This is a genomic window from Paenirhizobium selenitireducens ATCC BAA-1503 (genome assembly GCF_900492185.1).
GTDB lineage: Bacteria > Pseudomonadota > Alphaproteobacteria > Rhizobiales > Rhizobiaceae > Allorhizobium > Allorhizobium selenitireducens_A.
This window is the reverse complement of the sequence record NZ_UEYP01000001.1, coordinates 156,546-177,252: the sequence shown is the minus strand read 5'-3', so window position 1 is coordinate 177,252 and position 20,707 is coordinate 156,546. Positions and strand designations below refer to the sequence as shown.

General features: G+C 64.0%; 22 protein-coding genes and 1 tRNA gene. 13 read left to right on the top strand and 10 right to left on the bottom strand.

Going from position 1 to position 20,707, the window contains the following annotated elements; genetic code table 11:
- The first annotated feature begins 23 nt into the window (after positions 1–23).
- From hisD to RHIZ70P_RS00800, 7 genes are all read left to right on the top strand, one after another.
- Complete coding sequence (gene hisD / locus RHIZ70P_RS00830) at positions 24–1,322, top strand: histidinol dehydrogenase (protein WP_115668488.1); 1,299 nt, start codon at positions 24–26, stop codon at positions 1,320–1,322.
- A gap of 3 nt (positions 1,323–1,325) precedes the next feature.
- Complete coding sequence (locus tag RHIZ70P_RS00825; protein ID WP_115668487.1) at positions 1,326–1,799, top strand: UPF0262 family protein; 474 nt, start codon at positions 1,326–1,328, stop codon at positions 1,797–1,799.
- Between the two features lie 4 nt (positions 1,800–1,803).
- Positions 1,804–2,283 (top strand): low molecular weight phosphatase family protein, encoded by a 480-nt coding sequence (locus RHIZ70P_RS00820; protein WP_181903914.1) that lies wholly within the window; start codon positions 1,804–1,806, stop codon positions 2,281–2,283.
- 121 nt (positions 2,284–2,404) lie between these two features.
- Complete coding sequence (gene infA, locus RHIZ70P_RS00815; protein ID WP_004435948.1) at positions 2,405–2,623, top strand: translation initiation factor IF-1; 219 nt, start codon at positions 2,405–2,407, stop codon at positions 2,621–2,623.
- A gap of 34 nt (positions 2,624–2,657) precedes the next feature.
- Positions 2,658–3,278 carry a Maf-like protein gene (locus RHIZ70P_RS00810; protein ID WP_115668486.1) on the top strand — a complete coding sequence of 207 codons (621 nt, stop codon included), beginning with the start codon at positions 2,658–2,660 and terminating at the stop codon, positions 3,276–3,278.
- A 3-nt stretch (positions 3,279–3,281) separates the two neighbouring features.
- The gene (yacG, locus tag RHIZ70P_RS00805; protein ID WP_115668485.1) at positions 3,282–3,497 is read left to right on the top strand and encodes a DNA gyrase inhibitor YacG; all 216 of its coding nucleotides are present in this window, start codon (positions 3,282–3,284) and stop codon (positions 3,495–3,497) included.
- A 200-nt stretch (positions 3,498–3,697) separates the two neighbouring features.
- Positions 3,698–3,773: transfer RNA gene (locus RHIZ70P_RS00800), tRNA-Phe, on the top strand.
- Positions 3,774–3,839: 66 nt separating this feature from the next.
- Here the strand turns inward: RHIZ70P_RS00800 and RHIZ70P_RS00795 are convergent.
- The 3 genes from RHIZ70P_RS00795 to RHIZ70P_RS00785 are packed head-to-tail and all read right to left on the bottom strand — an operon-like array spanning position 3,840 to position 8,141.
- On the bottom strand, positions 3,840–5,588 hold the full coding sequence (locus RHIZ70P_RS00795) for an alpha/beta fold hydrolase (protein ID WP_115668484.1): 1,749 nt from the start codon (positions 5,586–5,588) through the stop codon (positions 3,840–3,842).
- A gap of 3 nt (positions 5,589–5,591) precedes the next feature.
- Positions 5,592–7,106, bottom strand: coding sequence for a lipopolysaccharide biosynthesis protein (locus RHIZ70P_RS00790; RefSeq protein ID WP_181903913.1), 1,515 nt, complete (start codon positions 7,104–7,106; stop codon positions 5,592–5,594).
- A gap of 33 nt (positions 7,107–7,139) precedes the next feature.
- A complete protein-coding gene (locus RHIZ70P_RS00785; RefSeq protein ID WP_115668482.1) occupies positions 7,140–8,141 on the bottom strand; it encodes a glycosyltransferase family 2 protein in 1,002 nt (333 codons plus the stop codon).
- 98 nt (positions 8,142–8,239) lie between these two features.
- On the opposite strand from RHIZ70P_RS00785, the gene RHIZ70P_RS00780 reads away from it, so the two are divergent.
- Together RHIZ70P_RS00780 and RHIZ70P_RS00775 are read left to right on the top strand one after the other, a co-directional pair.
- Positions 8,240–9,361 carry a polysaccharide deacetylase family protein gene (locus RHIZ70P_RS00780; RefSeq protein ID WP_115668481.1) on the top strand — a complete coding sequence of 374 codons (1,122 nt, stop codon included), beginning with the start codon at positions 8,240–8,242 and terminating at the stop codon, positions 9,359–9,361.
- A gap of 106 nt (positions 9,362–9,467) precedes the next feature.
- Positions 9,468–9,701 (top strand): hypothetical protein, encoded by a 234-nt coding sequence (locus tag RHIZ70P_RS00775; protein ID WP_115668480.1) that lies wholly within the window; start codon positions 9,468–9,470, stop codon positions 9,699–9,701.
- A gap of 97 nt (positions 9,702–9,798) precedes the next feature.
- On the opposite strand, the gene RHIZ70P_RS00770 is transcribed toward RHIZ70P_RS00775, so the two are convergent.
- Complete coding sequence (locus tag RHIZ70P_RS00770) at positions 9,799–10,065, bottom strand: BON domain-containing protein (RefSeq protein ID WP_115668479.1); 267 nt, start codon at positions 10,063–10,065, stop codon at positions 9,799–9,801.
- A gap of 72 nt (positions 10,066–10,137) precedes the next feature.
- Entirely contained in the window at positions 10,138–11,115 is a 978-nt protein-coding gene (locus RHIZ70P_RS00765) for an SDR family oxidoreductase (RefSeq protein ID WP_115668478.1), read from the bottom strand.
- Between the two features lie 248 nt (positions 11,116–11,363).
- Between RHIZ70P_RS00765 and RHIZ70P_RS00760 the strand changes: the two genes are divergently transcribed.
- Positions 11,364–13,046 (top strand): sensor histidine kinase, encoded by a 1,683-nt coding sequence (locus tag RHIZ70P_RS00760; RefSeq protein ID WP_115668477.1) that lies wholly within the window; start codon positions 11,364–11,366, stop codon positions 13,044–13,046.
- A gap of 146 nt (positions 13,047–13,192) precedes the next feature.
- Entirely contained in the window at positions 13,193–13,426 is a 234-nt protein-coding gene (locus RHIZ70P_RS00755) for a hypothetical protein (protein ID WP_181903912.1), read from the top strand.
- Between the two features lie 24 nt (positions 13,427–13,450).
- Here RHIZ70P_RS00755 and RHIZ70P_RS00750 read toward each other — a convergent pair whose 3' ends face one another.
- On the bottom strand, positions 13,451–13,726 hold the full coding sequence (locus tag RHIZ70P_RS00750) for a hypothetical protein (protein WP_115668476.1): 276 nt from the start codon (positions 13,724–13,726) through the stop codon (positions 13,451–13,453).
- A gap of 118 nt (positions 13,727–13,844) precedes the next feature.
- On the opposite strand from RHIZ70P_RS00750, the gene RHIZ70P_RS00745 reads away from it, so the two are divergent.
- Positions 13,845–14,120 (top strand): hypothetical protein, encoded by a 276-nt coding sequence (locus RHIZ70P_RS00745; RefSeq protein WP_115668475.1) that lies wholly within the window; start codon positions 13,845–13,847, stop codon positions 14,118–14,120.
- A 160-nt stretch (positions 14,121–14,280) separates the two neighbouring features.
- Here RHIZ70P_RS00745 and glgA read toward each other — a convergent pair whose 3' ends face one another.
- Together glgA and RHIZ70P_RS00735 are read right to left on the bottom strand one after the other, a co-directional pair.
- The gene (glgA, locus tag RHIZ70P_RS00740; RefSeq protein ID WP_181903930.1) at positions 14,281–15,729 is read right to left on the bottom strand and encodes a glycogen synthase GlgA; all 1,449 of its coding nucleotides are present in this window, start codon (positions 15,727–15,729) and stop codon (positions 14,281–14,283) included.
- Positions 15,730–15,854: 125 nt separating this feature from the next.
- Entirely contained in the window at positions 15,855–16,118 is a 264-nt protein-coding gene (locus RHIZ70P_RS00735) for a DUF2934 domain-containing protein (RefSeq protein WP_115668473.1), read from the bottom strand.
- A gap of 170 nt (positions 16,119–16,288) precedes the next feature.
- Between RHIZ70P_RS00735 and RHIZ70P_RS00730 the strand changes: the two genes are divergently transcribed.
- A complete protein-coding gene (locus RHIZ70P_RS00730; RefSeq protein ID WP_115668472.1) occupies positions 16,289–17,095 on the top strand; it encodes a Ku protein in 807 nt (268 codons plus the stop codon).
- Here the strand turns inward: RHIZ70P_RS00730 and ligD are convergent.
- Positions 17,092–19,641 carry a DNA ligase D gene (gene ligD / locus RHIZ70P_RS00725; protein WP_115668471.1) on the bottom strand — a complete coding sequence of 850 codons (2,550 nt, stop codon included), beginning with the start codon at positions 19,639–19,641 and terminating at the stop codon, positions 17,092–17,094. The genes RHIZ70P_RS00730 and ligD overlap by 4 nt on opposite strands.
- A gap of 3 nt (positions 19,642–19,644) precedes the next feature.
- The gene (locus RHIZ70P_RS00720) at positions 19,645–20,523 is read right to left on the bottom strand and encodes a Ku protein (RefSeq protein WP_115668470.1); all 879 of its coding nucleotides are present in this window, start codon (positions 20,521–20,523) and stop codon (positions 19,645–19,647) included.
- Positions 20,524–20,707: the final 184 nt, after the last annotated feature.

Sequence of the window (20,707 nt, the reverse complement as noted above, 5' to 3'; positions counted from 1 at the left end):
GGGGCAGGAAGGATATAGGGGACGTGGCGATCTGGTTGGATCAGGCAGCGGAAGGTTTTGGCGAGACGTTTGCCGCCTTCCTGACGACGAAGCGCGAAGTGTCGGACGACGTCAATGACGTGGTGAAGGCGATCATCGCCGACGTCCGGGCACGCGGCGACGCGGCGCTCGCCGATTATTCGCTGCGTTTCGACGGCATTGATTTTTCAGACGTGCCGATGCGCGTCACGCCCGCTGAAATCGACGAAGCGGCGGCCAAGGTCGCGCCCGAGGTGATGGATGCCCTGCGGCTTGCCGCGGAACGCATCGAAAAGCACCATGCCCGCCAGATGCCGAAGGACGATATCTACGAGGATGCGCTCGGGGTCGGGCTGGGCTCGCGCTGGACGGCGATCGAGGCGGTCGGTCTCTATGTGCCGGGCGGCACGGCGAGCTATCCGAGTTCGGTGCTGATGAATGCCGTGCCGGCCAGGGTCGCCGGCGTGGAGCGTATCGTCATGGTCGTTCCCGCCTCCGGCGGCGCGATCAATCCGACGGTTCTGGCGGCCGCCAAGATCGCCGGCGTCGAGGAAATCTACCGGATCGGTGGCGCACAGGCGGTGGCGGCCCTCGCCTACGGCACGGAAACGATCGCACCCGTCGCCAAAATCGTCGGTCCCGGCAATGCCTATGTCGCAGCGGCCAAGCGCCAGGTTTTCGGCACGGTCGGCATCGACATGATCGCCGGGCCGTCGGAAGTGCTGGTGATCGCCGACGCCAACAACAATCCGGACTGGCTGGCCGCCGATCTCCTGGCCCAGGCCGAGCATGATCCGGGCGCCCAGTCGATCCTGATCACCGACGATGCCGCACTCGGCCACGCGGTCATGTCCGCCGTCGAGCGGCAGTTGAAATCGCTTAGCCGCTCCGAAACGGCGGCTGCGAGCTGGCGCGATTTCGGCGCCGTCATCCTGGTCAAGTCGCTCGCCGACGCCGTCCCGCTCGCCAACCGCATCGCCGCCGAGCATCTGGAGCTTGCCGTCGATGATCCCGATGCGCTGATGGCCGGCGTGCGCAATGCCGGCGCCATCTTCGTCGGGCGCCACACGCCCGAAGTGATCGGCGACTATGTCGGCGGCTCCAACCACGTGCTGCCCACCGCGCGTTCGGCACGCTTCTCCTCCGGTCTCTCGGTGCTCGATTTCGTCAAGCGCACCTCGATCCTGAGGCTCGGGCCGGAACAGCTGCGGGCGCTTGCCCCGGCGGCGATCGCGCTGGCGAAGAGCGAGGGGCTCGATGCCCATGCGCGCTCCGTCGCCATCCGGTTGAACCTCGAAGGCTGACCGATGGCGAAGGGCGACTTCCGGCTCTGCGATGTTGTGCTGGACGAGACGATCGGCCGCTCGACGCCGGACGTCGAGCACGAGCGCGCCGTCGCCATCTTCGACCTGATCGAGGAAAACACCTTCGAGCCGGTCGGCCATGCGGGCGGACCCTACAAGCTTCTGCTGTCGCTGGTCGACAGCAAGCTGGTCTTCTCGATCAGGACCGAGAGCGACGAGGCGGTCGCCACGCATATCCTATCGCTCACGCCCTTTCGCCGGATCATCAAGGACTACTTCATGATCTGCGAGAGCTATTACGAGGCGATCCGCTCCTCGACGCCGTCGCAGATCGAGGCGATCGACATGGGACGCCGCGGCATCCACAATGAGGGGTCGCAGACGCTGATGGATCGGCTGTCGGGCAAGATCAAGCTCGATTTCGACACGGCCCGCCGGCTCTTCACCTTGGTCTGCGTCCTCTATTGGCGCGGGTAGCCTGATGGTCACGGACGCGGAGCCTGACACCCATGGGCGTCTGCCGGGGGCGATCCTGTTCGTTTGCGGCATGAACGCGATCCGCTCGCCGATGGCCGAAGCGATCGCCCGAACGATCTTGCCGGCCGGCACCTATCTGGCCTCCGCCGGGGTGAGGCCCGGCGAGCGCGATCCCTTCGTCGATGCGGTGCTGGACGAGATCGGCCTCACGCTCGGCAGGCGCCAGCCGCAGACGCTGGACGAGCTCGAGGACGACTATTTCGACATGGTCGTGACGCTGGCGCCCGAAGCGCATCATGCGGCGCTGGAACTCACCCGTTCCTCGGCCGTCGAGGTGGTCTACTGGCCAATGCCCGATCCGACGGTTGCGACCGGCACGCGCGAGCAGATCCTCGGCGCCTATCGCGAGGTGCGCGACCGGCTGAAACGGCTGATCGAGGAGCGCCTCGCCTCCCGAGAAAGTCCCTCGCAGGCGGACGTTTGAAACAAATTCGAAAAGCCCGATCTACAAGGTTCACAAAACCGCAGTGATTGTGTAGTTTCCGCCCACATTTTCGGGCCCCCGACCGGCGTCCCGACCAACTCCTGAGAAAGACAAGCGTTCAATGGCTAAAGAAGAAGTCCTCGAATTTCCCGGCGTCGTCACCGAATTGCTGCCCAATGCGACGTTTAGGGTGAAGCTGGAAAACGAGCACGAGATCATCGCCCACACCGCGGGCCGCATGCGCAAGAACCGCATCCGCGTGCTCGCCGGCGACAAGGTCCTGGTGGAGATGACCCCCTACGACCTGACCAAGGGCCGCATCACCTATCGATTCAAGTAGTCGCCGGCTGCCGGGGAAGGCTGCGAGAGGGTCGATGGAACTGAGACAGAAGCTGATACTGGCCTCCGGGTCGCCGCGCCGCCTCGACCTCTTGAAGCAGGTCGGGATCGAGCCCGTGCGCCTGATGCCGATGGACCTCGACGAGACGCCGAAGAAGTCGGAACATCCGCGCTCGCTGGCGCGCCGCCTGTCGACCGACAAGGCCAGGGCCGCCTATGACGAGATCCGCCGCGATCCTGTGTGGAACGACAGCTATATCGTCGCCGCCGACACGGTGGTTGCCGTCGGCCGCCGTATCCTGCCCAAGGCGGAGTATCTGGAAGAAGCCTCGTCGGCGCTGCATCTCCTGTCGGGCCGCAGCCACTGGGTGTTCACCGGCGTCTGCCTGATCACGCCCTCAGGCATCGTGCGCCAGAAGATCGTCGAGACCAAGGTGCGCTTCAAGCGCCTGTCCGGGCTCGATATCGAAAGCTACCTCGCATCCGGCCAGTGGCGCGGCAAGGCCGGCGGCTATGCCGTGCAGGGCATAGCCGGCTGCTTCGTGCAGAAACTTGTCGGTTCCTACACCAATGTCGTCGGCCTGCCGCTGTTCGAGACCTTGCAGATGCTCTCCGGCGAAGGCTTTGCCGTGCAGTCCGGCTGGACGGAGGGCTGAGCCATGGCCGGGACCGAAAACACCGGCCGCTCCGCCAAGGTGGAGCCGCTGCGCAAGGCGCGTCCGTGCCCGGAATGCCGCCGTCCCTCGCAGCGCGAGCACTATCCCTTCTGTTCCGACCGCTGCCGCAACCTCGACCTGTCGCGCTGGCTCAAAGGCTCCTACGCCATCCCCGTCGTCGACGACGAATCCAAGGCCGAGGACGACGAGAGCTACTGAGGAGATCGCGACCCGGTCCGGCGATTGGCCGGGAAGCCGTTCAATTGATTGGCTTTTCCGGCATCTTCGCAAAGCTGTCAAAAAAGTGCCGAAAGGCGCTGGACATGCCGAAACAAGATGCTATAACGCCCTCGCTTCCGGGGGAAACTCTCCCCCGCCGGTCGGAACCATCCGCCGGATGGCTTGTCAAAAGGCCTGATGCCCGGATAGCTCAGTTGGTAGAGCAGCGGATTGAAAATCCGCGTGTCGGTGGTTCAAATCCGCCTCCGGGCACCATTTTTCCGAGTTAAGAACAGCTTAAGTGCCCGGCGCGGGTTCAGGTGCCGTGGCTTTGTTCGCCGATCACTTCCCATTCGCCACGAATTCACAGATCCACTGCCGCATGTGCCGCTGGGCCGGCAGGGGCGTGATGTTGTGGTCGGCGTCGGGCAGGGTGTCGAGGCGGACATGCTCGAACGCGCGAAGTCCGGCGTGGTCCTTGCCGAAGTAGAGCGCGAGCTGTTCCAGGCTCTCGTCGCCTTCGCTGCAAAGGAAGGCGATCGTCACACCCCGCCGGTCGAGATCGCGGAAGATTGCGTGGCACTCGGCGCGAAACCGTCCGTATTTGGACAGGTTCGGAAAGACCGGCGCCAGCGCGTGCGACAACCGCGACGCGACATGGATCGACAGGCCGCGCAGCACGCCGCGAATGCTGATTTCGCCGGAAATGAGCCGTTTGAAGGTCTTCGGGTCGGTCAGACGCCGCTTGTATTCGCCGATCGGGCGCGGGCCCATGCGCGCCACCTCGACAAGGCTCTCCTCCGGGTCCCAGATCAGGCGCAACTGGTTGATGAGGGCGAGCGCGGTGACCCGGGCATCCCGGTGTCCGGCGTGGAATGCGCTATAGGCGCCGCTGCATCGCCCGATCAGCACATAGGCGCCGGGGCAGGCCGCATCCAGATAGTCCAACGCGTCGGAGACGTCGCGGATCGGACCTTGGGTATAAAGGACCTGATCCGGATCGCCGGCTCGCGCCGGGCTGTCGCCGATGTTGGAGACGTCGAAACGCAGGGAGGGAATGCCGCGGCGGGCAAGGTCGCGGGCAGCCTCGACCCAGCACCGTGCCCAGCCGCCATGATGGTCGTAGCCGGAGTTGAGGAAGACCGCGACCTTTCCCCCTTCCCCCGCCGGGCCTGGCGAAACCGGCCGGCACAAGACGCCGAAGAGCGGCGCCTCTGGGCGAAAGACGACGCCTTCCTCGGTGAACCCGTCGCCGACCAGCCGCGCCGGCGCGTCAGGAGCCCGCGCCGTCCTCTCGGCGCTGTCTTCGTGGGGGAATGTTGCCGAACACCAGTCGGCCATCTTGGCGATCAGTGCTTGCGGCACGATCGAGGCGGTCGGGTCTTCCATCAGCTTGTCGTAGCCGTCGAAGGGGAGCAGCGTGACCTGATGACCCGAGGCGCCGAGCCGGGTCGCCGTTTCACTGTCGGAGGGGACGGCGGGGCGGGCGGCGACGAGGCAGGGCAGGGAGACTGCCCATGGTGTCATATCGATGCCGGTTGACTGGAGATCGGCGGCAACGCCGCGCGGCAGCACCAGTCCGCCGATCGAGACTTCTGCTTCGGGCAGGGCACGGTCGGGAAGTCCGAGCCCTTCGAGGATCACCCTGGCCCGAAGATTGGTCTCGCGCAGGAACCTTTTGCCGCTGGCGATGGGAGCGGCCAGAATGAGGCCCGCGACGTCGGATCGAAGATGCGCCACCCGCTCGGCGATCAGCGTGCCGGGACCAAGGCCGAAGACGACCACCTGCCGGCAATCGGCCGCGCCCTTCAGACTGTCGCAAGCCGCGATCGCGGCATCCGTCCAGGATTGAAGATCCTCGCCGCCGGCGAAATCAAGCGAATCGACGGTGCCTGGATAATCGAACCTGAGGACCGGGAAACCTTCGGCGGCCAGCGCGTCGGCGAGGCAGCGGAGGAATTTCCGGGTGCAGAGTTCGTCGAAACCCCAGCTGCGGCACAGGACGATCCCGGTTTGGCCTTGGAGTGCAGCGTCCGGGAGGGTCAGGTGTCCGGCGCAACCGGCAAACGCGATCGGTAAGGTTTGCGTCATGTCTTAGTCATCCGAACGGCGGGTGGGAACGACGAGCAGCAGCAGGCGATAGATGAGATCTGACAGCCGACGCGGGAGTTTGGAAGGAAGATTGGTCGCCAGCGCGACGACATCATTGTGCGGAACGACGCGAAGCAGGCGCAAGGCGATCGCATAGACGAGGGCGGCGCTGGCGACGGCGAGGACGAGGCCGACAAGGCCCTGGATCTCCAGCAGAATGCCATAGGCAACCGCCGCGCAAACAAGGGCGGCAAGTGCGATCAGCAGCAGGTCCTTGACGTTGAGACCGATCCGCAGGCGCATCCAGCAGAAGGCGATGAGCCAGGTCAGCCATAGCCCGTGAACGGCGGTCCGAGCCCAGGCGGACCCGAGCCCGGCGCCCTCCGGGATGATCAGCGCGAAACTCGCCATGGAGACAACCGCCGTGATCGGCGAGGCGTAGACGAAGAAGCCGCTTCGCTCGCAGGCGCCGATGATGATCGTCGGAACGGTGGTCAGCGCGGTGATGAAGGCGAAACCGACGAGCACCTGAGCCATGGGTACCGACTCGCGGAAATCCGGACCGAACAGCAGCGGCAGCAACTCACCCATGATCGCCGCACCACCGAAGCAGATCGGCAGGATGAGCAGGCTGAGCCAGCGCATGATGCGGTGATAGGTCAGCCGGATCCGGTCGAGATCGCCGCTGTCATGATGACGGCCGATATGCGGTGTCAATCCGCCCAGCATCTGGGTGGGGAGTTGGACGACCAGTCCGGCAAGCGTCAGCCCCGCCGCATAATGGCCGATTTCGGTCGTGCCGAAATAGAGGCCGAGGAAGAAGAACTCCATCCGTGTCCAGATGAACATGCCGACCGCGGCGGAGAACCAGCTGTCCCTGCCAAGGGCTTTCATTTTCGGCGTGACGACGATGCCGGGATCGGGTTTCTGGGCGATATAGCGCCACAGTCCAAGAGCCTGCGGAAGATGGCGGCCCACATGACCGGCAAGGGCGCCGGCGACCCCGAACAGATATCCGCCGATGGCGATCAGGGGAAGCTGGATGAGGCAGCCGATGAAGGTGAGCCTGGTTGTCTCGGCAAAGCGATTGAGCCCGCGGGCCGCGCTCTCCGAAAGGCTGGCGATCGCATAGGACAGGAGGATGAGGCTGGTCATCGCCCAGGTCGACGGCGCGTGTTCGGTGACGTGACCGGTGACCTGCAGCCACAAGGCATAGGCGACGAGCCCCGCCGCGACAAGCACGGTCGGCACCAGGAAGTAGGGCAGAAGTACCCGAGCCAGACCGCCGCCGGGATGGCCGGGCCGGTCATAGGTCGGTATGTAGCGCAAGAGCAGGTTCGGTAAGCCGAGACCGACCAGCGTCGAGGCGGTCATGGCAATGAACAGCGCGAAGGCGACCTCGCCGGACCCCTGGGGGCCCAGCAGACGCGCCACGATCACGCTTCCGGCGAAACCGAAGGCCAGGGAAAGAATGCCGGCAAGGGTGCTGAAAGCCGACGAACGGATGAAGGTGGCCATGATATTCCTGCTGATATCCGCTTTCGCGGACATTCACGTGTCCAGATTGCGCCTTGGCCGAGACGCTCCGCCGGCCGCTTGCTGCAGCCGGCCTTGCGATGGCGGTTGGCTGTCGGTTCCCCGCAGCAATCGCGCGACGACCCTGCGTTGGATGACGGGTTCGGTCAGGAAGAGCTTGATCATGTCGAAATACCTGCCCTTGGCCCTGGCGCGGTGAAACCGCCCGATGGGCGCCTTGGCGCGAAGGTCGGCGAGGCGGAGTTCGAAAGCCTGCCTTTCGTCACCCGTCAGGCGGGGCCACAGTTCGCTCCGTGCCTGCTCGAGCGCCGCAATGAGCGGACGCGTATCGGCCGTGCTGCGGGAGTGGGGCGAAGACAGGCCGCTGATCGCGCCGACCGGCGTCGTATAGATATAAAGCGGCTCATCGACATAGTAGGCACGCCCGCCGGCGGCAAGGATGCGAAGGTTGAACAGCAGATCCTCGCCCGCCCTCACATCCTCGCGGTAGACGATGCGATGCCGCCGCAAAAAGTCGGTGCGCACCAGCGGCTGCAGATAACCGAAATCGTGCCGGTCGGCAGCCGAGGGCAGGAGAAAGTCCGTCATCGTCAGATAGCCGTCGGACAAGCCGGTGTAGACGGGGCCGGCGTCCGCTCCCGCCGCAGCGTCATAGGCCATGAGATTGTCGGCGATGAACTCCGCCTCGTGCGCGTGGCGCAAAAGCCGCTGCAGCCGGTCGGGACGCCAGAGGTCGTCGGAATCGAGCAGGGCCGTCCATGTGCCCCTTGCGGCCTTGAAACCGGCATTTCGGGCAGCGGACGGACCCATATTGCGGGGTTGGCGCAAGACGAGCACGCGCGCGTCCCCGGCAAATGCGCGTTCCACCAGTTCGGGGGTTCCGTCGGTCGATCCGTCGTCGACGACGATCACCTCGACAGGCACATCCCGCTGCGCGAGCGCGCTCTGCACCGCGTGTACGACGCAGTCTTTCGTGTTGAAACACGGAATGACAACGGACACCAGTGGTTCTGTCATGAATACTACCCCGTTCGCGGATCGGGATATTAAGGAATCATTTCTTTCGATTCCGTATACTGGAGCGGTCGACAGTCATACTATTGCACGGGTCTCTCATGCCGACGTCATTTTATCTCGACAATGTTCGAAATCTCCTGCGCAATCTGCGCCAGGAGCCGATCTCGGCTTTGCCGGGCCGCCTGGCCGCGATTGCCAGGCCCAAGATGTTCAGGCTGTCGGAGGAAGCGGCCCACCGCACCGGCGCCGGCGCAATCCTTGCCCGCGCCTATCGCGGCAAGGGCATTGCCCTGATGTTTCACGAGATCCATTCCGACGTCGACGGCGAATTGCGTACGGGCTGCAGCGCCGCGCAACTCGCCCGGATCATCGATGCGGTGCGCGCCGACGGTCGCGACATCGCGACGATCGGCGAGGGGCTGCGCCGGCTGGCCGAACCGGACAGCGCGCCCTTTGCCTTGCTGACCTTCGACGATGGCTACCGCGACAATCGGACGAATGCCCTGCCGGTGCTCGAACGGGCGCAGGCGCCGATGACGCTGTTTGCTCCGACCGGCATGATCACGCGCGAGATAAATGCGTGGTGGCTGGGTTTGCGCGAGATCATCAAGACCTGGGACCAGTTTGATCTTCCCGCCATGGGGCGCAGCTTCGATTGCGGGGATCTTGCCAGCAAGATGTCGACCATGAGAACTGTCACGGGCTGGATCGGCACCGACCAGTCGCGGGCGGACGCCTTGGCGCCCGTCTTCGCGGCCAAGGGCATCGATCTCGCGACCCTCGTCGAACGCCATGCGATGGATGAAGCCGAATTGCGGACGTTTGCGGCCCATCCCCTGGTCGAGATCGGCGCCCATACGCAAAGCCACCGTTTTCTATCCGCTCTCGATGAGGCGACGGTGCTGGACGAACTGAAGTCGAACAAGGCCTATCTCGAAAATCTGCTCGGCCGGCCGGTCCGCTACCTCGCCTATCCCTTTGGCACGCCTGGCGCCTGTGGCGAACGCGAGGCGCGCTTGGCGGCCCTGGCCGGCTTTGAGGCGAGCTTCACCACCCGCGCCGGCCATCTTTTCGCCGAGCATCTGCGACATCCTCAGCTTCTCCCCCGTATCGATGTCGGCTATGCGCCGCAAAGTCGTGCCGCTCTCGCCAGCCGCCTAAGCGGCTTGCACCGGGCCATGACCACCGGCTTTGGCAATCCGGTCGCGACCCGCACCTGAAGTCGGCGGCTGCTGGCCGGCGACGTGAAAGATTTTCCCCATTCAGCTCCTGGGATCGGAACCATCCGGCGCTTCACGCGTTTGCCGCCATCAGGAGGAGTCTGGGATGACCGAAGTTTTTTGCGACATTGTTCCGCATGCACGCGGTTGGGTCTTTCTCTCGGAAGGCGTACAGTCGCCCTCCTATCCAACCTATCGGATGGCCGTGGAGGCGGCGCAGCGCCATATGCAGACGGTGGCGAAACGCCGCTCGTTCGTGCTGCGGCAACAGAACTTGGACGGAAAAATGTTGGCGATCGCCGGCACGGCCGTCCTTTATCAGCCGCGCCTATCGTTATAGCCGCTCACCGCGCGATTTGGCCCGGAGCATGGATGCGAAAACGGGCACAGCTAGCCCGACCATAAGCCCGGCACGCGGTCGGATCGCCAAACCTTGGTCAGCCGACCTGCAGGTCGTGGGTGATCTTCTCGACCCCCGGAACCGCCAGGACGATCTCTATCGCCCGGTCGATTTCGCCCTCGTCCAACAGGCTGCCCGAAAGGAAGATCGTGGTTCCGGAGGCCGTGACCGAGATCCGGCTGGCGTCGATCCCTTGGGAAATGGCCAGTTGGCGCGCCACCGCGGTCTCAAGCGATTCCTGATTGTCGTGCTCAAGCTCGACGACCGGCTTTTCGTCGTGAAAGCGCTGCGGTTTGAATACCATTGCCGTCTCCTTTGGCCGTTGATGCGCGAAAACGCGCCGGGGCGCTTCTTGTTCCGCGCCCCACCAATTTTTTCAGTAGCCGCCGATCACAGGCAGGATCTCTCCGGAAATGTAGCTGGAGCATTGCGGCGAAGCGAGGAAGACATAGGCAGGCGCCAGTTCTTCCGGCTGGGCCGGACGCTTCATCGGCACTTGGCTGCCGAATTTGGCGACATCCTCGGCTTCCCGATCCGGAGGGTTCAGCGGCGTCCAGACGGGACCCGGAGCAACCGCATTGACGCGGATGCCCCGCTTAATCAGGTTGGCAGCCAGCGAACGCGTAAACGCGTGTATCCCGCCCTTCGTCATGGAATAGTCGAGCAGATTGTCGCTTCCCTTGATGCCGACCACCGAGCCAGTGTTGATGATCGAACTCCCGTTCTTCAGATGCGGCACGGCTGCCTTGGTCACGTGAAAATAGCCGTAGAGATTGGTTTTCAGGGTCTCGTCGAAGTGTTCGTCGGAAAGATCCTCGATCCGTTTCGAATGGACCTGGAAGGCGGCATTGTTGACCAGCACGTCGAGCTTGCCGAATGTCTGGACCACGTCCGCCACCAGTTGGCGGCAATAATCTGGGTCGCGCACGTCACCGCGGCTGACCAGGCAGCGCCGCCCTTCCGCTTCGACCGCCTTGCGGGTCATGTCAGCATCGCGATCCTCGGCCAGGTGGGCGATTGCGACGTCTGCGCCTTCGCGGGCAAACAGTACGGCTACCGCCCGACCGATGCCGGAATCGCCGCCAGTGATCAGCGCCACCATCCCGGCGAGTTTGTCCGACCCCTTGTAGAAAGGCGCGTCATACATCGGCGCCGGATCGAGGCCGTGCTCCATACCCGGCTTGGGCTTGTGCTTCTGCGGAAACGGCGGTTCGGGATAGCGTCGCGCCCCCGCCTGGACCGCGCCGTCGCCGGTCTTCGCCGAGGCCTCGCGCGCATCGTCGGCGGCGACTTCGCGTTGGATGTCGCGCTGGCGTTCCGCGGTCCTGTCACTGTTGTGGGTCGTCCTGTCCATGATCGCTCCTTCGGTGCGGCAGGTTGCGATGAATGGCTTGGCGCCCGACACAGTGCCAGGCTGCCATTGCAAGGACAGAACCCGCCACGCGGGTCGATTGTTCCGCGCCCGACGTTCTGCCGGTTGGCAGCGATAGAGACATGCTATATTGCTCAATTAGATAGAGATATTGAGCGAGGGAGGACGAACAATGGAATGCGGTAAAGGTCGGCGTTCATCCTTGGTGCAGTCGAGGTTCCTCGGCAGGAATGGGTAGGCTCTCGCGGCTCTTCCCCACGGCCTCGATCGGGGCCTATCTCGTCGCCATGGCGATCCTGGCGACGCTGCCGTTGCTTGCCTTCGTGATCTTCCTGCTGTGGCAGTTGGAACGCAGCGAATATGAAGCCTTGCGCCAGGAGACGGCGCAGGACGCGCAGACCATCGGACGCAATTTCGAGCGCGAGCTCGAGGACATGGAAACGACCCTTCGTCTCCTGGGCGGCGCCGCAGAACTGGCCACCGGCAATCTCCAGTCCTTCCACAAGCGCGTCGCGTCGAGCCTCAGCGAAGGCTCGCTCTATGTGCTGCTCGCCGACGCGCAAGGCAACCAGAAGCTCAACACGCGCGTTGCATTTGGCGCGCCGTTGAAACGGATGACGGATATGTCGACACTCAAGTCGGTGCTCGCCTCCGGCAAGATCGAGGCATCGGGCATCTTTTTCGGCGCGACGAGCCAGCAATGGGTGTTCAACCTCATCCTGCCGCTCTCGCCGCCGGCTTCGGCATCGGGGGCCGCCCTTGTCCTGACGCAGAATGCCGGAGACCTGGTCAGTCTGACCGCCACCGATACCCTGCCCCCCGCCTGGTCGGCCGCGGTGATCGATGTCGACAACAAGGTCATCGTGTCGAGCGGGCCGGAGAATATCCCCTCCGGCGGGGACTTTCCGAAGCATCTGGTGGAACTGATGGTCGGCTCCAACCAGAGTGCGGTCACGCTGCACGACGGTCACGAAACCATGCTCGGTTATGCTCGCGTCGGGGATTGGCCCTGGCGCGTGGCGATCTGGGGGCCGGTCTCGACGGCGCAGGCCTCGCTCGCCAATACCTGGCAGAATCTGATCTACGGCAGCATCGCCCTGCTTGCGGTCAGCCTCGGCATCGTTCTCGTGGCGGCGCATCAATTGCGGTATTCGATCCGCCAGATCGCCCACGTGGCGGAACGCATCGGCCGCGGCGAGATCGTCTCGCCGGAGATGACCAAGATCACCGAGGCAAACCAGGTCGCCATCGCGCTGTCCAATGCCTCGTTCGATCGCGCCCAGGCGGAGGAACGGGTTCATTTCATCCTTCAGGAACTCGTCCATCGCACCAAGAACATCCTGTCGCTGGTTCAGGCCATGCTGCGCCAACTGGCCCGCGGGACCGACAGCGTCGATGAACTGCAAAAGGCCGTCAGCGGCCGTCTTTCCGGCCTGGCGCAGTCGATCGAGGCACTCGCCCAGCAGCAATGGGGCGGCATTCCGCTTTCCAAGGTGATCGAACTGCAGCTTTCCGCCGTCGTGGGTTCGATGAGCCGGATCGAGACGCGCGGCGAGGACTTGCTGGCCAATGCCAATGCCGTACAGAATCTCGGTCTTGTATTCTATGAACTGGCGACCAATTCCGTCAAATACGGTGCACTCTCTGTTCCCGAGGGCCGGGTGCTGATCGAATGGACTTTCCTCGACGGCGAGGAGGGTACCAAGCGGATCCAGTTGCGCTGGGTCGAGTCCGGCGGTCCGCCGGTGGTAAAGCCGTCGCGACAGGGCTTCGGCACTACGGTGGTCGAACGCCATGCGGCGGCCGCCTTCAGCGGCAAGGTGGTCATGGAGTTCGCGGACAGCGGCTTGCACTGGACGCTGACCGCTCCCTTGTCGGCCATCGAAAATGCGCTGGGCCACGGCGAGCTTTGAGCCCGCGTCGGCATCCCGCCCGCCTCGGCGCCAAGGAACCTTTGCCCCTGTTCGTCGGTTTGACAGTGTGCGACGCCGATGGCGCGACCTGACAATCACGACAGGTCCATGGCACGAAACGCTCCATGGATCGAAGCGAGGTTCCAATGCGAAAGAAGTCCTACGCCTATGATGCTGCCGGTGACATCCGCAAGGATGCAGCGCCGCAATTCGTCGGAACGCAGCATGGCGGCGACAACAATGGCGTGGCGAGCGCCAAGCCGACGGTGATCACAGGTTCCGAGGATGCAACGGTGAACAAGTGGCCTCCCGACAAGGAGAATCCGCCCAAGGACTGGGATCCCAATTACGATCCGACCGATCGGTCGGCCCCGGAATAATCTCCTGCAGACAACCGTGATCGTTTACGGACCTATGCGCCTGAGAGCTTCGGCCCGGTCGTTCGCGGCGGAGAGAATGGCGCGGATCTCGTCGGCCTTTTCAGCCCCCGAGGCGTAGCCGGCCGACGGCGTCAGGCCCGGATCCTCGGCGCCGTCTTTGGGCAGGACGTCCTCTCCCAGGCTGCGTACCATTCCGGAGATGGCTTCCGGACCATTGATTGCTGCCGCAAGGAGGGAGATGAGAATCTCCCTGTGGGCGTTCAGCCTGCCTTCGATTTCCTGTCTGGCGATATCGGTCATTTTTCGCTCCTGCGCTTGGCTTCGTCATAGTGGGCGACGAGCCCCGGACAGGGAACAATGAAGCCGCCGAAAAGTTTCCCCTGGAGGCAAAAGAAGAGTTCATTCTGGAGATAAAATCGTGACCGATACCGTTCGGCCGCCCCGCTGGCGGCGTCATCCCGATCCTCGAGATCGCCTGATCATCGCGCTTTATGCGCAACTGGAGGCCGAGCGGCAGACGCGTGAGACGCTGCGATGGGCGATCCGCAATGGTGCGTTGAAACCCGAAGTGCTCGAAGCGATTGCCGGCGACCCGGTTCCCGCGGATTGCGAGGACATCGCAGCCCTGGAGCGGACCTTATCGGCACGACAGTCCAGTTCTTCCGACAATCCCGTCAAGGAGTTTTGGAGATGAAAAAGACCTGCGGAGACGAACGATCGCGATCCGACGCCTGAAACGGGCACCGGCGGCGAAAGCCAGGCGCAGGGCTCCGGCACGACCACCAAGTGAACAAAAAACCGATCAGGAAGTGCCCGGCCACAACGCCGGGCATTTTTGCGTCGTGCATCCAGCGTCAGGTCATAAGCGACCGGGTGGAAGCCAATCGCTCATAGAGCGACGCATAGGCTGCGGCACTGCGATCCCAGGAATAGTCGGCCTGCATCGCCCGCATTTGCAGGCGCGACCAGTGTGTCGGATGGCGATAGGCAGCGCAGGCCCGGCGGATCGCATGGCGCAGACCATCCGCCGTTACCGGATGAAACTGGAAGCCGGTCGCAACGCGTGCCGAAAGCGCCGCGTCGTTCGCGTCGATGATCGTCTCGGACAGGCCCCCCGTGCGCGACACCACCGGCACGCAGCCGTAGCGCAGGGCGTATAGTTGCGTCAGGCCGCAGGGCTCGAAACGGGAGGGCTGGATGATGGCGTCGGAACCGCCGTGAATAAGGTGGGCTGTCGGTTCGTCATAACCGATTGATACCGCCATGCGGCCCGGATAGCGCTCCGCCGTGCGATGCAGCGCCGCCTCGATGTCGCGGTCGCCCTGGCCGAGCACGATCAGGCGCCCGTCCACCTGGAAAATCTCGTCGGCAACCTCCGCCAGCATGTCCATGCCCTTCTGCCAGGTAATCCGGCTGACGGCGGAAAACAGCGGGCCCTTGCCGGGCTGCATGGCGAAACGCTCGAGCAGCGCCGGCTTGTTCCGCCTCTTATTGCGAATCGAGCGGGCGTCGTAGCCGACCGGCAGGTGCGGATCGTTTGCCGGGTCCCAGATCTCCTGGTCGATCCCGTTGACGATACCCTGCAGCCTGTCCATCCTCTGGCGCAAGACGCCCTGCAACCCCATCCCGAAGGTCGGCATCAGAATTTCGCGGGCATAGGTCGGGCTGACGACGGTGATGTGGTCGGCAGTCATCAGTCCGCCCTTCAGGTAGCTGATGTCGCCGAAATATTCCATGCAGTCGAGACTGTAGGCATGGGGCGGCAGTCCGATCGCGCTCAGCACGTGCGCCGGGAACTGACCCTGGAAGGCCAGGTTGTGGATCGTCAGCACGACCGGCACTGCGCAGCCCATCGACCGCATGTAGACCGAGGTCAGTGCCGTCTGCCAGTCGTGGCTATGCACGAGATCAGGCTGCCAACCGGGAAGGGCGCCGGCGGCAATTTCGGCTGCGGCAAGCGACAGGACGGCAAAGCGCTTCCAGTTGTCGGGGTGGTCGTTGCCGTGACGATCGACATAGGGTCCGCCGTCGCGGTCGTAAAGCTGTGGCGCATCGAGAACGAACAGGCAGAGGCCGTCGATTTCGAGATGTCGCAACGTGGCCCGTTCGCCCAGCAGATTGTCGAATTCCATCAGCGGCGGATGACGCCGGGCCTGTTCGAGCAGCGCCGGATAACCGGGCACGAGGCTATGGGTATCGATGCGGAATGCCGACAAGGCCTTGGGCAGGGCGCCTGTCACATCGGCCAGCCCGCCGGTCTTGACCAGCGGGTAGATCTCGGAGGTGACGGCAAGAACCTTCAGCCTCTTGCGCGTGGCAGCGGAGGAAGGAATGCGGGACGTTTGCGCAGGAGGGCTTGCTTCCCTGGAGATCCGGAGGAACGGCGAGTCGGGCAGTGACGGGGCGATATGAACCGTTCCCATGTCCGCTATTCCTTGCGGCGGCCGCGCGGCGACGGTGGCTTCACCGCAGCCGCCGATTCGGAAGCGGGTATCTGGGTCGGTTCGGCGTTTCGCGCCTTCTTGATACGGCGTTCGGCATGTTCGGTGGTCGCACTGGCGCTGGCCTGCCACGTCTCCCAGGCCCGTATCGCCTCCTGCCAGTGAATGTCGTGGCGGCCATCCGGCCTGCCTTCTTCTTCCCACAGCGCATAGGCGCGTCTGGCTATCCAGTCGGTATCGATCTCTGCCATGGTCTTGGTCTCCCTCGTCGCCACGTGTCGAACGCATTTCAAGGCGATCGGTTCCCGTCATGGCCAATGAAATGGAAGCGGTCCGGGGAACCGCAAAGTGGCTGGGACGTTGACTGGCCAAAGCCGGTCAATTGCCGGCTATGGAAGCAAGGAAAAGAGAGGGCGGAGGCATGGCGCGGCGCGTCTACTGGAAAGGCTATCTGAAGCTTTCGCTCGTTACCTGCCGGGTCTCGATGACGCCGGCCGTGACCGAGAGCGCCAAGCTTCGCTTCCACAACATCAATGCCAAGACCGGAAACCGTGTCGTCAGCCGCTATGTCGATTCGGTCACCGGAAAGCCGGTGGATGAAGACGACCAGATGCGCGGCTACCCGCAGGACGAGGACAATTACGTCCTGTTCGAGGAAGAGGAACTCGACGAGGTGGCGCTCGAGAGTACCCGCACCATCGACATTGAGCGCTTTGTTCCCGCCGGGTCGATCGACTGGATCTGGTACGACTCGCCCCATTATCTCGCCCCCGCCGACAAGGTGAGCGAAGAAGCCTTTTCCGTCATTCGCGAAGCCATGGCGAAGACCGGGACCGCCGGCATATCCCGCCTCGTCCTCTATCGGCGTGAGCACGCGGTTCTGCTATTGGCGCGTGATCGCGGCATGCTGGCCTGGACCTTGCGCTACGGCGACGAGGTGCGAGGGGGCGAAGAGTTTTTCGCCGACGCGGGTAAGGAGGCGCCATCGGCAAAGGCTCTGACCATGATGAAGAAGCTGATCGGCGAGCGGCTCGACAGCTGGTCGCCGGATCTTGTCCAGGACCCTGTCGAAGACCGGCTTCATGCGATCATCAAGGCCCGCAAGAAGGCCGCCAAACCCGCCAAGCCGAAGAAATCGGAACCGCCGAAGCGCGACAATGTCATCGACATCATGACGGCGCTGCGAAAGAGCCTCGCTTCGGAAAAGAAGTCGACCGCTAAGGACTAACGCGACTTGCGTCGGGGCCCGGAAGCCGGCTTGAGCACGGCCTCGGCCTTGCGGAAATCGCCCCATGGATCGGCGAACGATCCGGATAGCCGGGCGATCGCATTGCCGATGGTGAAATGGGCGGGGCCGATGTCCGGCCCGAGTTCCTCCCAGGATAGCGGCATCGAGACGGGCGCACCGGCGCGCGCGCGCGGCGAATAGGGGGCAACCGCGGTCGCACCGCGCCCGTTGCGCAGATAGTCGATCAGGATCTTGCCTTCGCGCTTTGCCTTGCTGATGGTCGAGACATAGTCCGAAGGGCTGTCCTTGGCCATGCCGTCGGCCAGTGCCTTCATCGCCGCCTTCACCTGCGGCCATTCGGTCTTCGGCTTGACCGGGGCGACGACATGCAGGCCCTTGCCGCCGGAGGTCTTGACGAAACCGGTGAGCCCGATCGCCTCGAACCGCGCGCGAACCTCGAGGGCGGCGGCGATGACACGCTCCCACGATACGCCGGGACCGGGGTCGAGATCGATATTGACCATGTCGGGCTTTTCCAGTGCGTCGAGCGTCGCGCCCCAGGGGTGGATCTCCAGCACGCCGCCCTGCACCAGTCCGAGCAGCCCGTCGAGGTCGGTGATCGCGACATTGGGCTCGTCGTCCGGGGCGGCCGGATCGGGCACGATCCGGATGTCCTTGCGCATGCCGCGCCAGGCATGTTTCTGGAAAAAGCAGGTGCCGCCGACGCCCTCGGGGCAGCGCAGCAATGCGAGCGGGCGGTTGACGACGAAGGGCGCCATCCTTGGCCAGACCTCGATGTAGTAATCGGCAAGCCCCGCCTTGGTGACGCCCGCGTCGGGCCAGTAGACCCGATCGGGATGGGTCAGCGTCACTGTCCGTTTCGGCTCGGCCTCAACCGTCTTCATCTCGCCCTCCCGAACCACATCGCCTGCCGCCTTGTCCTCGCGCACACCACGGAACGAAGCGTGCCGCAGATGGGCATCCGCCGTCCAGCCGCGAAACTCAATCTCCGCCACGGTCTCGGGTCTGACGAAGACGACGTCCTTTCGCTGCGTAGCGGTCAGGCGGTCGGCGAACGGGCTTTCGTCCTGGCGAAGCGGTTCCAGCCGGCGCATGAGAAGCCTTGCCGTCTCTTGCGAATAGCCGGTGCCGACCCGCCCGATATGTACGAGCTTGCCATTGTCATGGGTGCCCATCACCAGCGAACCGATCGCATTCTTCGCCACGGAGGAGGGGACGTAGCCGCCGATGACGACTTCCTGCCGCGCCGAACATTTCGACTTGACCCAGTCACGGCCGCGCCCCGAGCGATAGGGGGCGTTTGCCACCTTGGAAATGATCCCCTCGAGGCTGAGCCGGCAGGCATGTTTGAGCACCAGGTCGCCGCTTTCGTCGAAGTGCTCGCTGAATTTTAGGCGCGGCGGCGCCGCTTCCATTAATTGCTTCAATGCCGCCTTTCGCACGGAGAGACCAACCGCGCGCAGGTCGAAGCCATCGAGATGGATAAGGTCAAAGGCATAGAACACGAAGCGGTCCGAGCGACCCTCGCTCAGATCGGCCTGCAGCAGGGAGAAATCGCTGGTGCCCGTACCGTTCTCCACCACGATCTCGCCGTCGATGATGAAGTGGCGGGAGGGCAGGGCGAGAAGCCCGTCGACGATGTCCGTGCCGAAACGGGCGGTCCAGTCGAGCCCAGTGCGGGTCAGCAGGCGCACGTTTTCGCCGTCGCGATGCGCCTGGATGCGATAGCCATCGAGCTTGATCTCGTGCAGCCAGCGCTGGCCCTTCGGTACGTCCTTCACAAGCGTGGCGAGCGCGGGCTCGACGAAGTCGGGCTTTTTGCCGCGAACCGCGCCCTTCAGCTTGCCCGGAGCGATCTCCCTGGCCGGCGGAGCAGGGTCGCCCGCTGCTACGCGCTTTGACGCCACGCTTTGCCGGACTTTCGCCTTTGAGGCCGATCGCTTGGTCTTTGCCGGCGAAGGATCGTCGCCGATCTCTTCGATCGTCCGGCCGGTCTTCACCGATTCCGGCCGCTCTTCGAGGATGTCGGGATCATCCTCTCTGCGCGCAGCCTCGTCCTCCGCCTTGATCAACAGCCAGTTTTCGCGGCTCTCGCCCTCCTTGCCCGCCATGCGCACCAGGTGCCAGCGCCCGGAGAGCTTGTCGCCCTGCAGCTCGAACTCCAGATGTCCCTTGCGATAGGCCTTCTTCAGGTCGCCGATCGGGGTCCATCGTCCGCGATCCCAGACAATGACGCTTCCCGCGCCGTAATGGCCCTTGGGGATCGTGCCCTCGAAGTCGCCGTAGTCCAGCGGGTGATCCTCGACATGGACGGAGAGGCGTTTTTCGCCGGCGACCAGGCTCGGACCCCGCGTCACCGCCCAGCTTTTCAGTACGCCGTCCATCTCCAGCCGCAAGTCATAATGCAGCCGGCGAGCGGCGTGCTTGTGGATGACGAAGCTGTCGCCGCCCCGACGACCGGCCTTGCCCTGGGGTTCCGGCGTCGCCTTGAAATCGCGCTTCCTGCGATAAAGATCGAGCGACATGGATCAACCGGCCTTTCGTCCGGGCGGGCGCTTGCTCTGGCTTTGCTTGGGCGTCGATCGCCGGGCGGTCGTCTTTTTCGCCGGCTTGGCCGCGGCCTTGCGGTCTTCGCCCAGGCCCGCGCTCTTGCGTAGCGCCGCCATGAGATCGGTGACGTTGGTGTCCTTGCGCTTTGGAAGCCGCTTGGGTTTGCGGCCGGCGATCTTCGCCTTGACCAGTTCGATCACGGCCTCCTCGTAGTGATCCTCGAAATCGGCGGGGTCGAACTCTCCCGTCTTGGTCTCGATGATATGGCGCGCCAGGTCGAGCATTTCGCCTTCGATCTTGACAGCGGGAATGTCTCCCAGGATCTCCTTGGCGGAGCGGACCTCATAATCGAAGTTCAGTGTCGTGGCGATCATGCCCTTGCCGTGCGGGCGGATCAACAGCGATCGCACGCGGCGGAACAGGACGGTCTCCACCAGCGCCGCCACCCCCTTCGCCTCCATCGCCTCGCGCACGAGATCATAGACCTCGAGCGCCTGGCGATTTCCCGGAGCAAGAAAATAGGGGCGTTCGAAGAACACCGTGTCGACCTCGTCACAGGGGATGAAGCGCATCATGTCGAGGGTCTTGTCGGCCTCCGGCACAGCGTCTCGTATCTCCTCGGGTGAGAGGAGGATCGACTGACCCTCGCTGGTCTCGTAGCCCTTGACCAGGTCGTCATTGTCGACGCCCCGGCCCGTGTCGGCATCGACATATTCGCGCCGCACCCGGTGGCCGGTATCGCGGTTGACGATGTGGAACGAAACGCGTTCCTGCGCGGTGACAGCCGAATAGAGCGCCACCGGGCAATTGAGTTCGCCTATGACGAGATCGCCTCTCCAGATTGCCCGCGCTGCCAAAGATCCATCTCCTTGAATGCCGGAGAAACGGGCAAGGCAATTCTTTGTTCCGCGCGCTGCCGCACAAGGCCTGCGTCGGCTGAATCGTGGCGTTGTCCTCGCCGCCGCATCGGCGCGCCTCGTGGCCCGCCTGCCGTCCTTCTCGACAGATCGCGGCTAATCGGAAGGGTGTTAAACTCAGGCG

Bases quoted from the DNA above. Each gene is read 5' to 3' on its own strand.
- RHIZ70P_RS00775 (WP_115668480.1), top strand. From the start codon at position 9,468: ATGACCGAAGTTTTTTGCGACATTGTTCCGCATGCACGCGGTTGGGTC.
- RHIZ70P_RS00760 (WP_115668477.1), top strand. From the start codon at position 11,364: ATGGGTAGGCTCTCGCGGCTCTTCCCCACGGCCTCGATCGGGGCCTAT.
- RHIZ70P_RS00735 (WP_115668473.1), bottom strand. From the start codon at position 16,118: ATGGCAGAGATCGATACCGACTGGATAGCCAGACGCGCCTATGCGCTG.
- RHIZ70P_RS00730 (WP_115668472.1), top strand. From the start codon at position 16,289: ATGGCGCGGCGCGTCTACTGGAAAGGCTATCTGAAGCTTTCGCTCGTT.
- RHIZ70P_RS00770 (WP_115668479.1), bottom strand. From the start codon at position 10,065: ATGGTATTCAAACCGCAGCGCTTTCACGACGAAAAGCCGGTCGTCGAG.
- RHIZ70P_RS00785 (WP_115668482.1), bottom strand. From the start codon at position 8,141: ATGACAGAACCACTGGTGTCCGTTGTCATTCCGTGTTTCAACACGAAA.
- infA (WP_004435948.1), top strand. From the start codon at position 2,405: ATGGCTAAAGAAGAAGTCCTCGAATTTCCCGGCGTCGTCACCGAATTG.
- RHIZ70P_RS00780 (WP_115668481.1), top strand. From the start codon at position 8,240: ATGCCGACGTCATTTTATCTCGACAATGTTCGAAATCTCCTGCGCAAT.
- RHIZ70P_RS00755 (WP_181903912.1), top strand. From the start codon at position 13,193: ATGCGAAAGAAGTCCTACGCCTATGATGCTGCCGGTGACATCCGCAAG.
- RHIZ70P_RS00810 (WP_115668486.1), top strand. From the start codon at position 2,658: ATGGAACTGAGACAGAAGCTGATACTGGCCTCCGGGTCGCCGCGCCGC.
- RHIZ70P_RS00790 (WP_181903913.1), bottom strand. From the start codon at position 7,106: ATGGCCACCTTCATCCGTTCGTCGGCTTTCAGCACCCTTGCCGGCATT.
- RHIZ70P_RS00825 (WP_115668487.1), top strand. From the start codon at position 1,326: ATGGCGAAGGGCGACTTCCGGCTCTGCGATGTTGTGCTGGACGAGACG.
- RHIZ70P_RS00750 (WP_115668476.1), bottom strand. From the start codon at position 13,726: ATGACCGATATCGCCAGACAGGAAATCGAAGGCAGGCTGAACGCCCAC.
- RHIZ70P_RS00820 (WP_181903914.1), top strand. From the start codon at position 1,804: ATGGTCACGGACGCGGAGCCTGACACCCATGGGCGTCTGCCGGGGGCG.
- yacG (WP_115668485.1), top strand. From the start codon at position 3,282: ATGGCCGGGACCGAAAACACCGGCCGCTCCGCCAAGGTGGAGCCGCTG.
- RHIZ70P_RS00795 (WP_115668484.1), bottom strand. From the start codon at position 5,588: ATGACGCAAACCTTACCGATCGCGTTTGCCGGTTGCGCCGGACACCTG.
- RHIZ70P_RS00765 (WP_115668478.1), bottom strand. From the start codon at position 11,115: ATGGACAGGACGACCCACAACAGTGACAGGACCGCGGAACGCCAGCGC.
- ligD (WP_115668471.1), bottom strand. From the start codon at position 19,641: ATGTCGCTCGATCTTTATCGCAGGAAGCGCGATTTCAAGGCGACGCCG.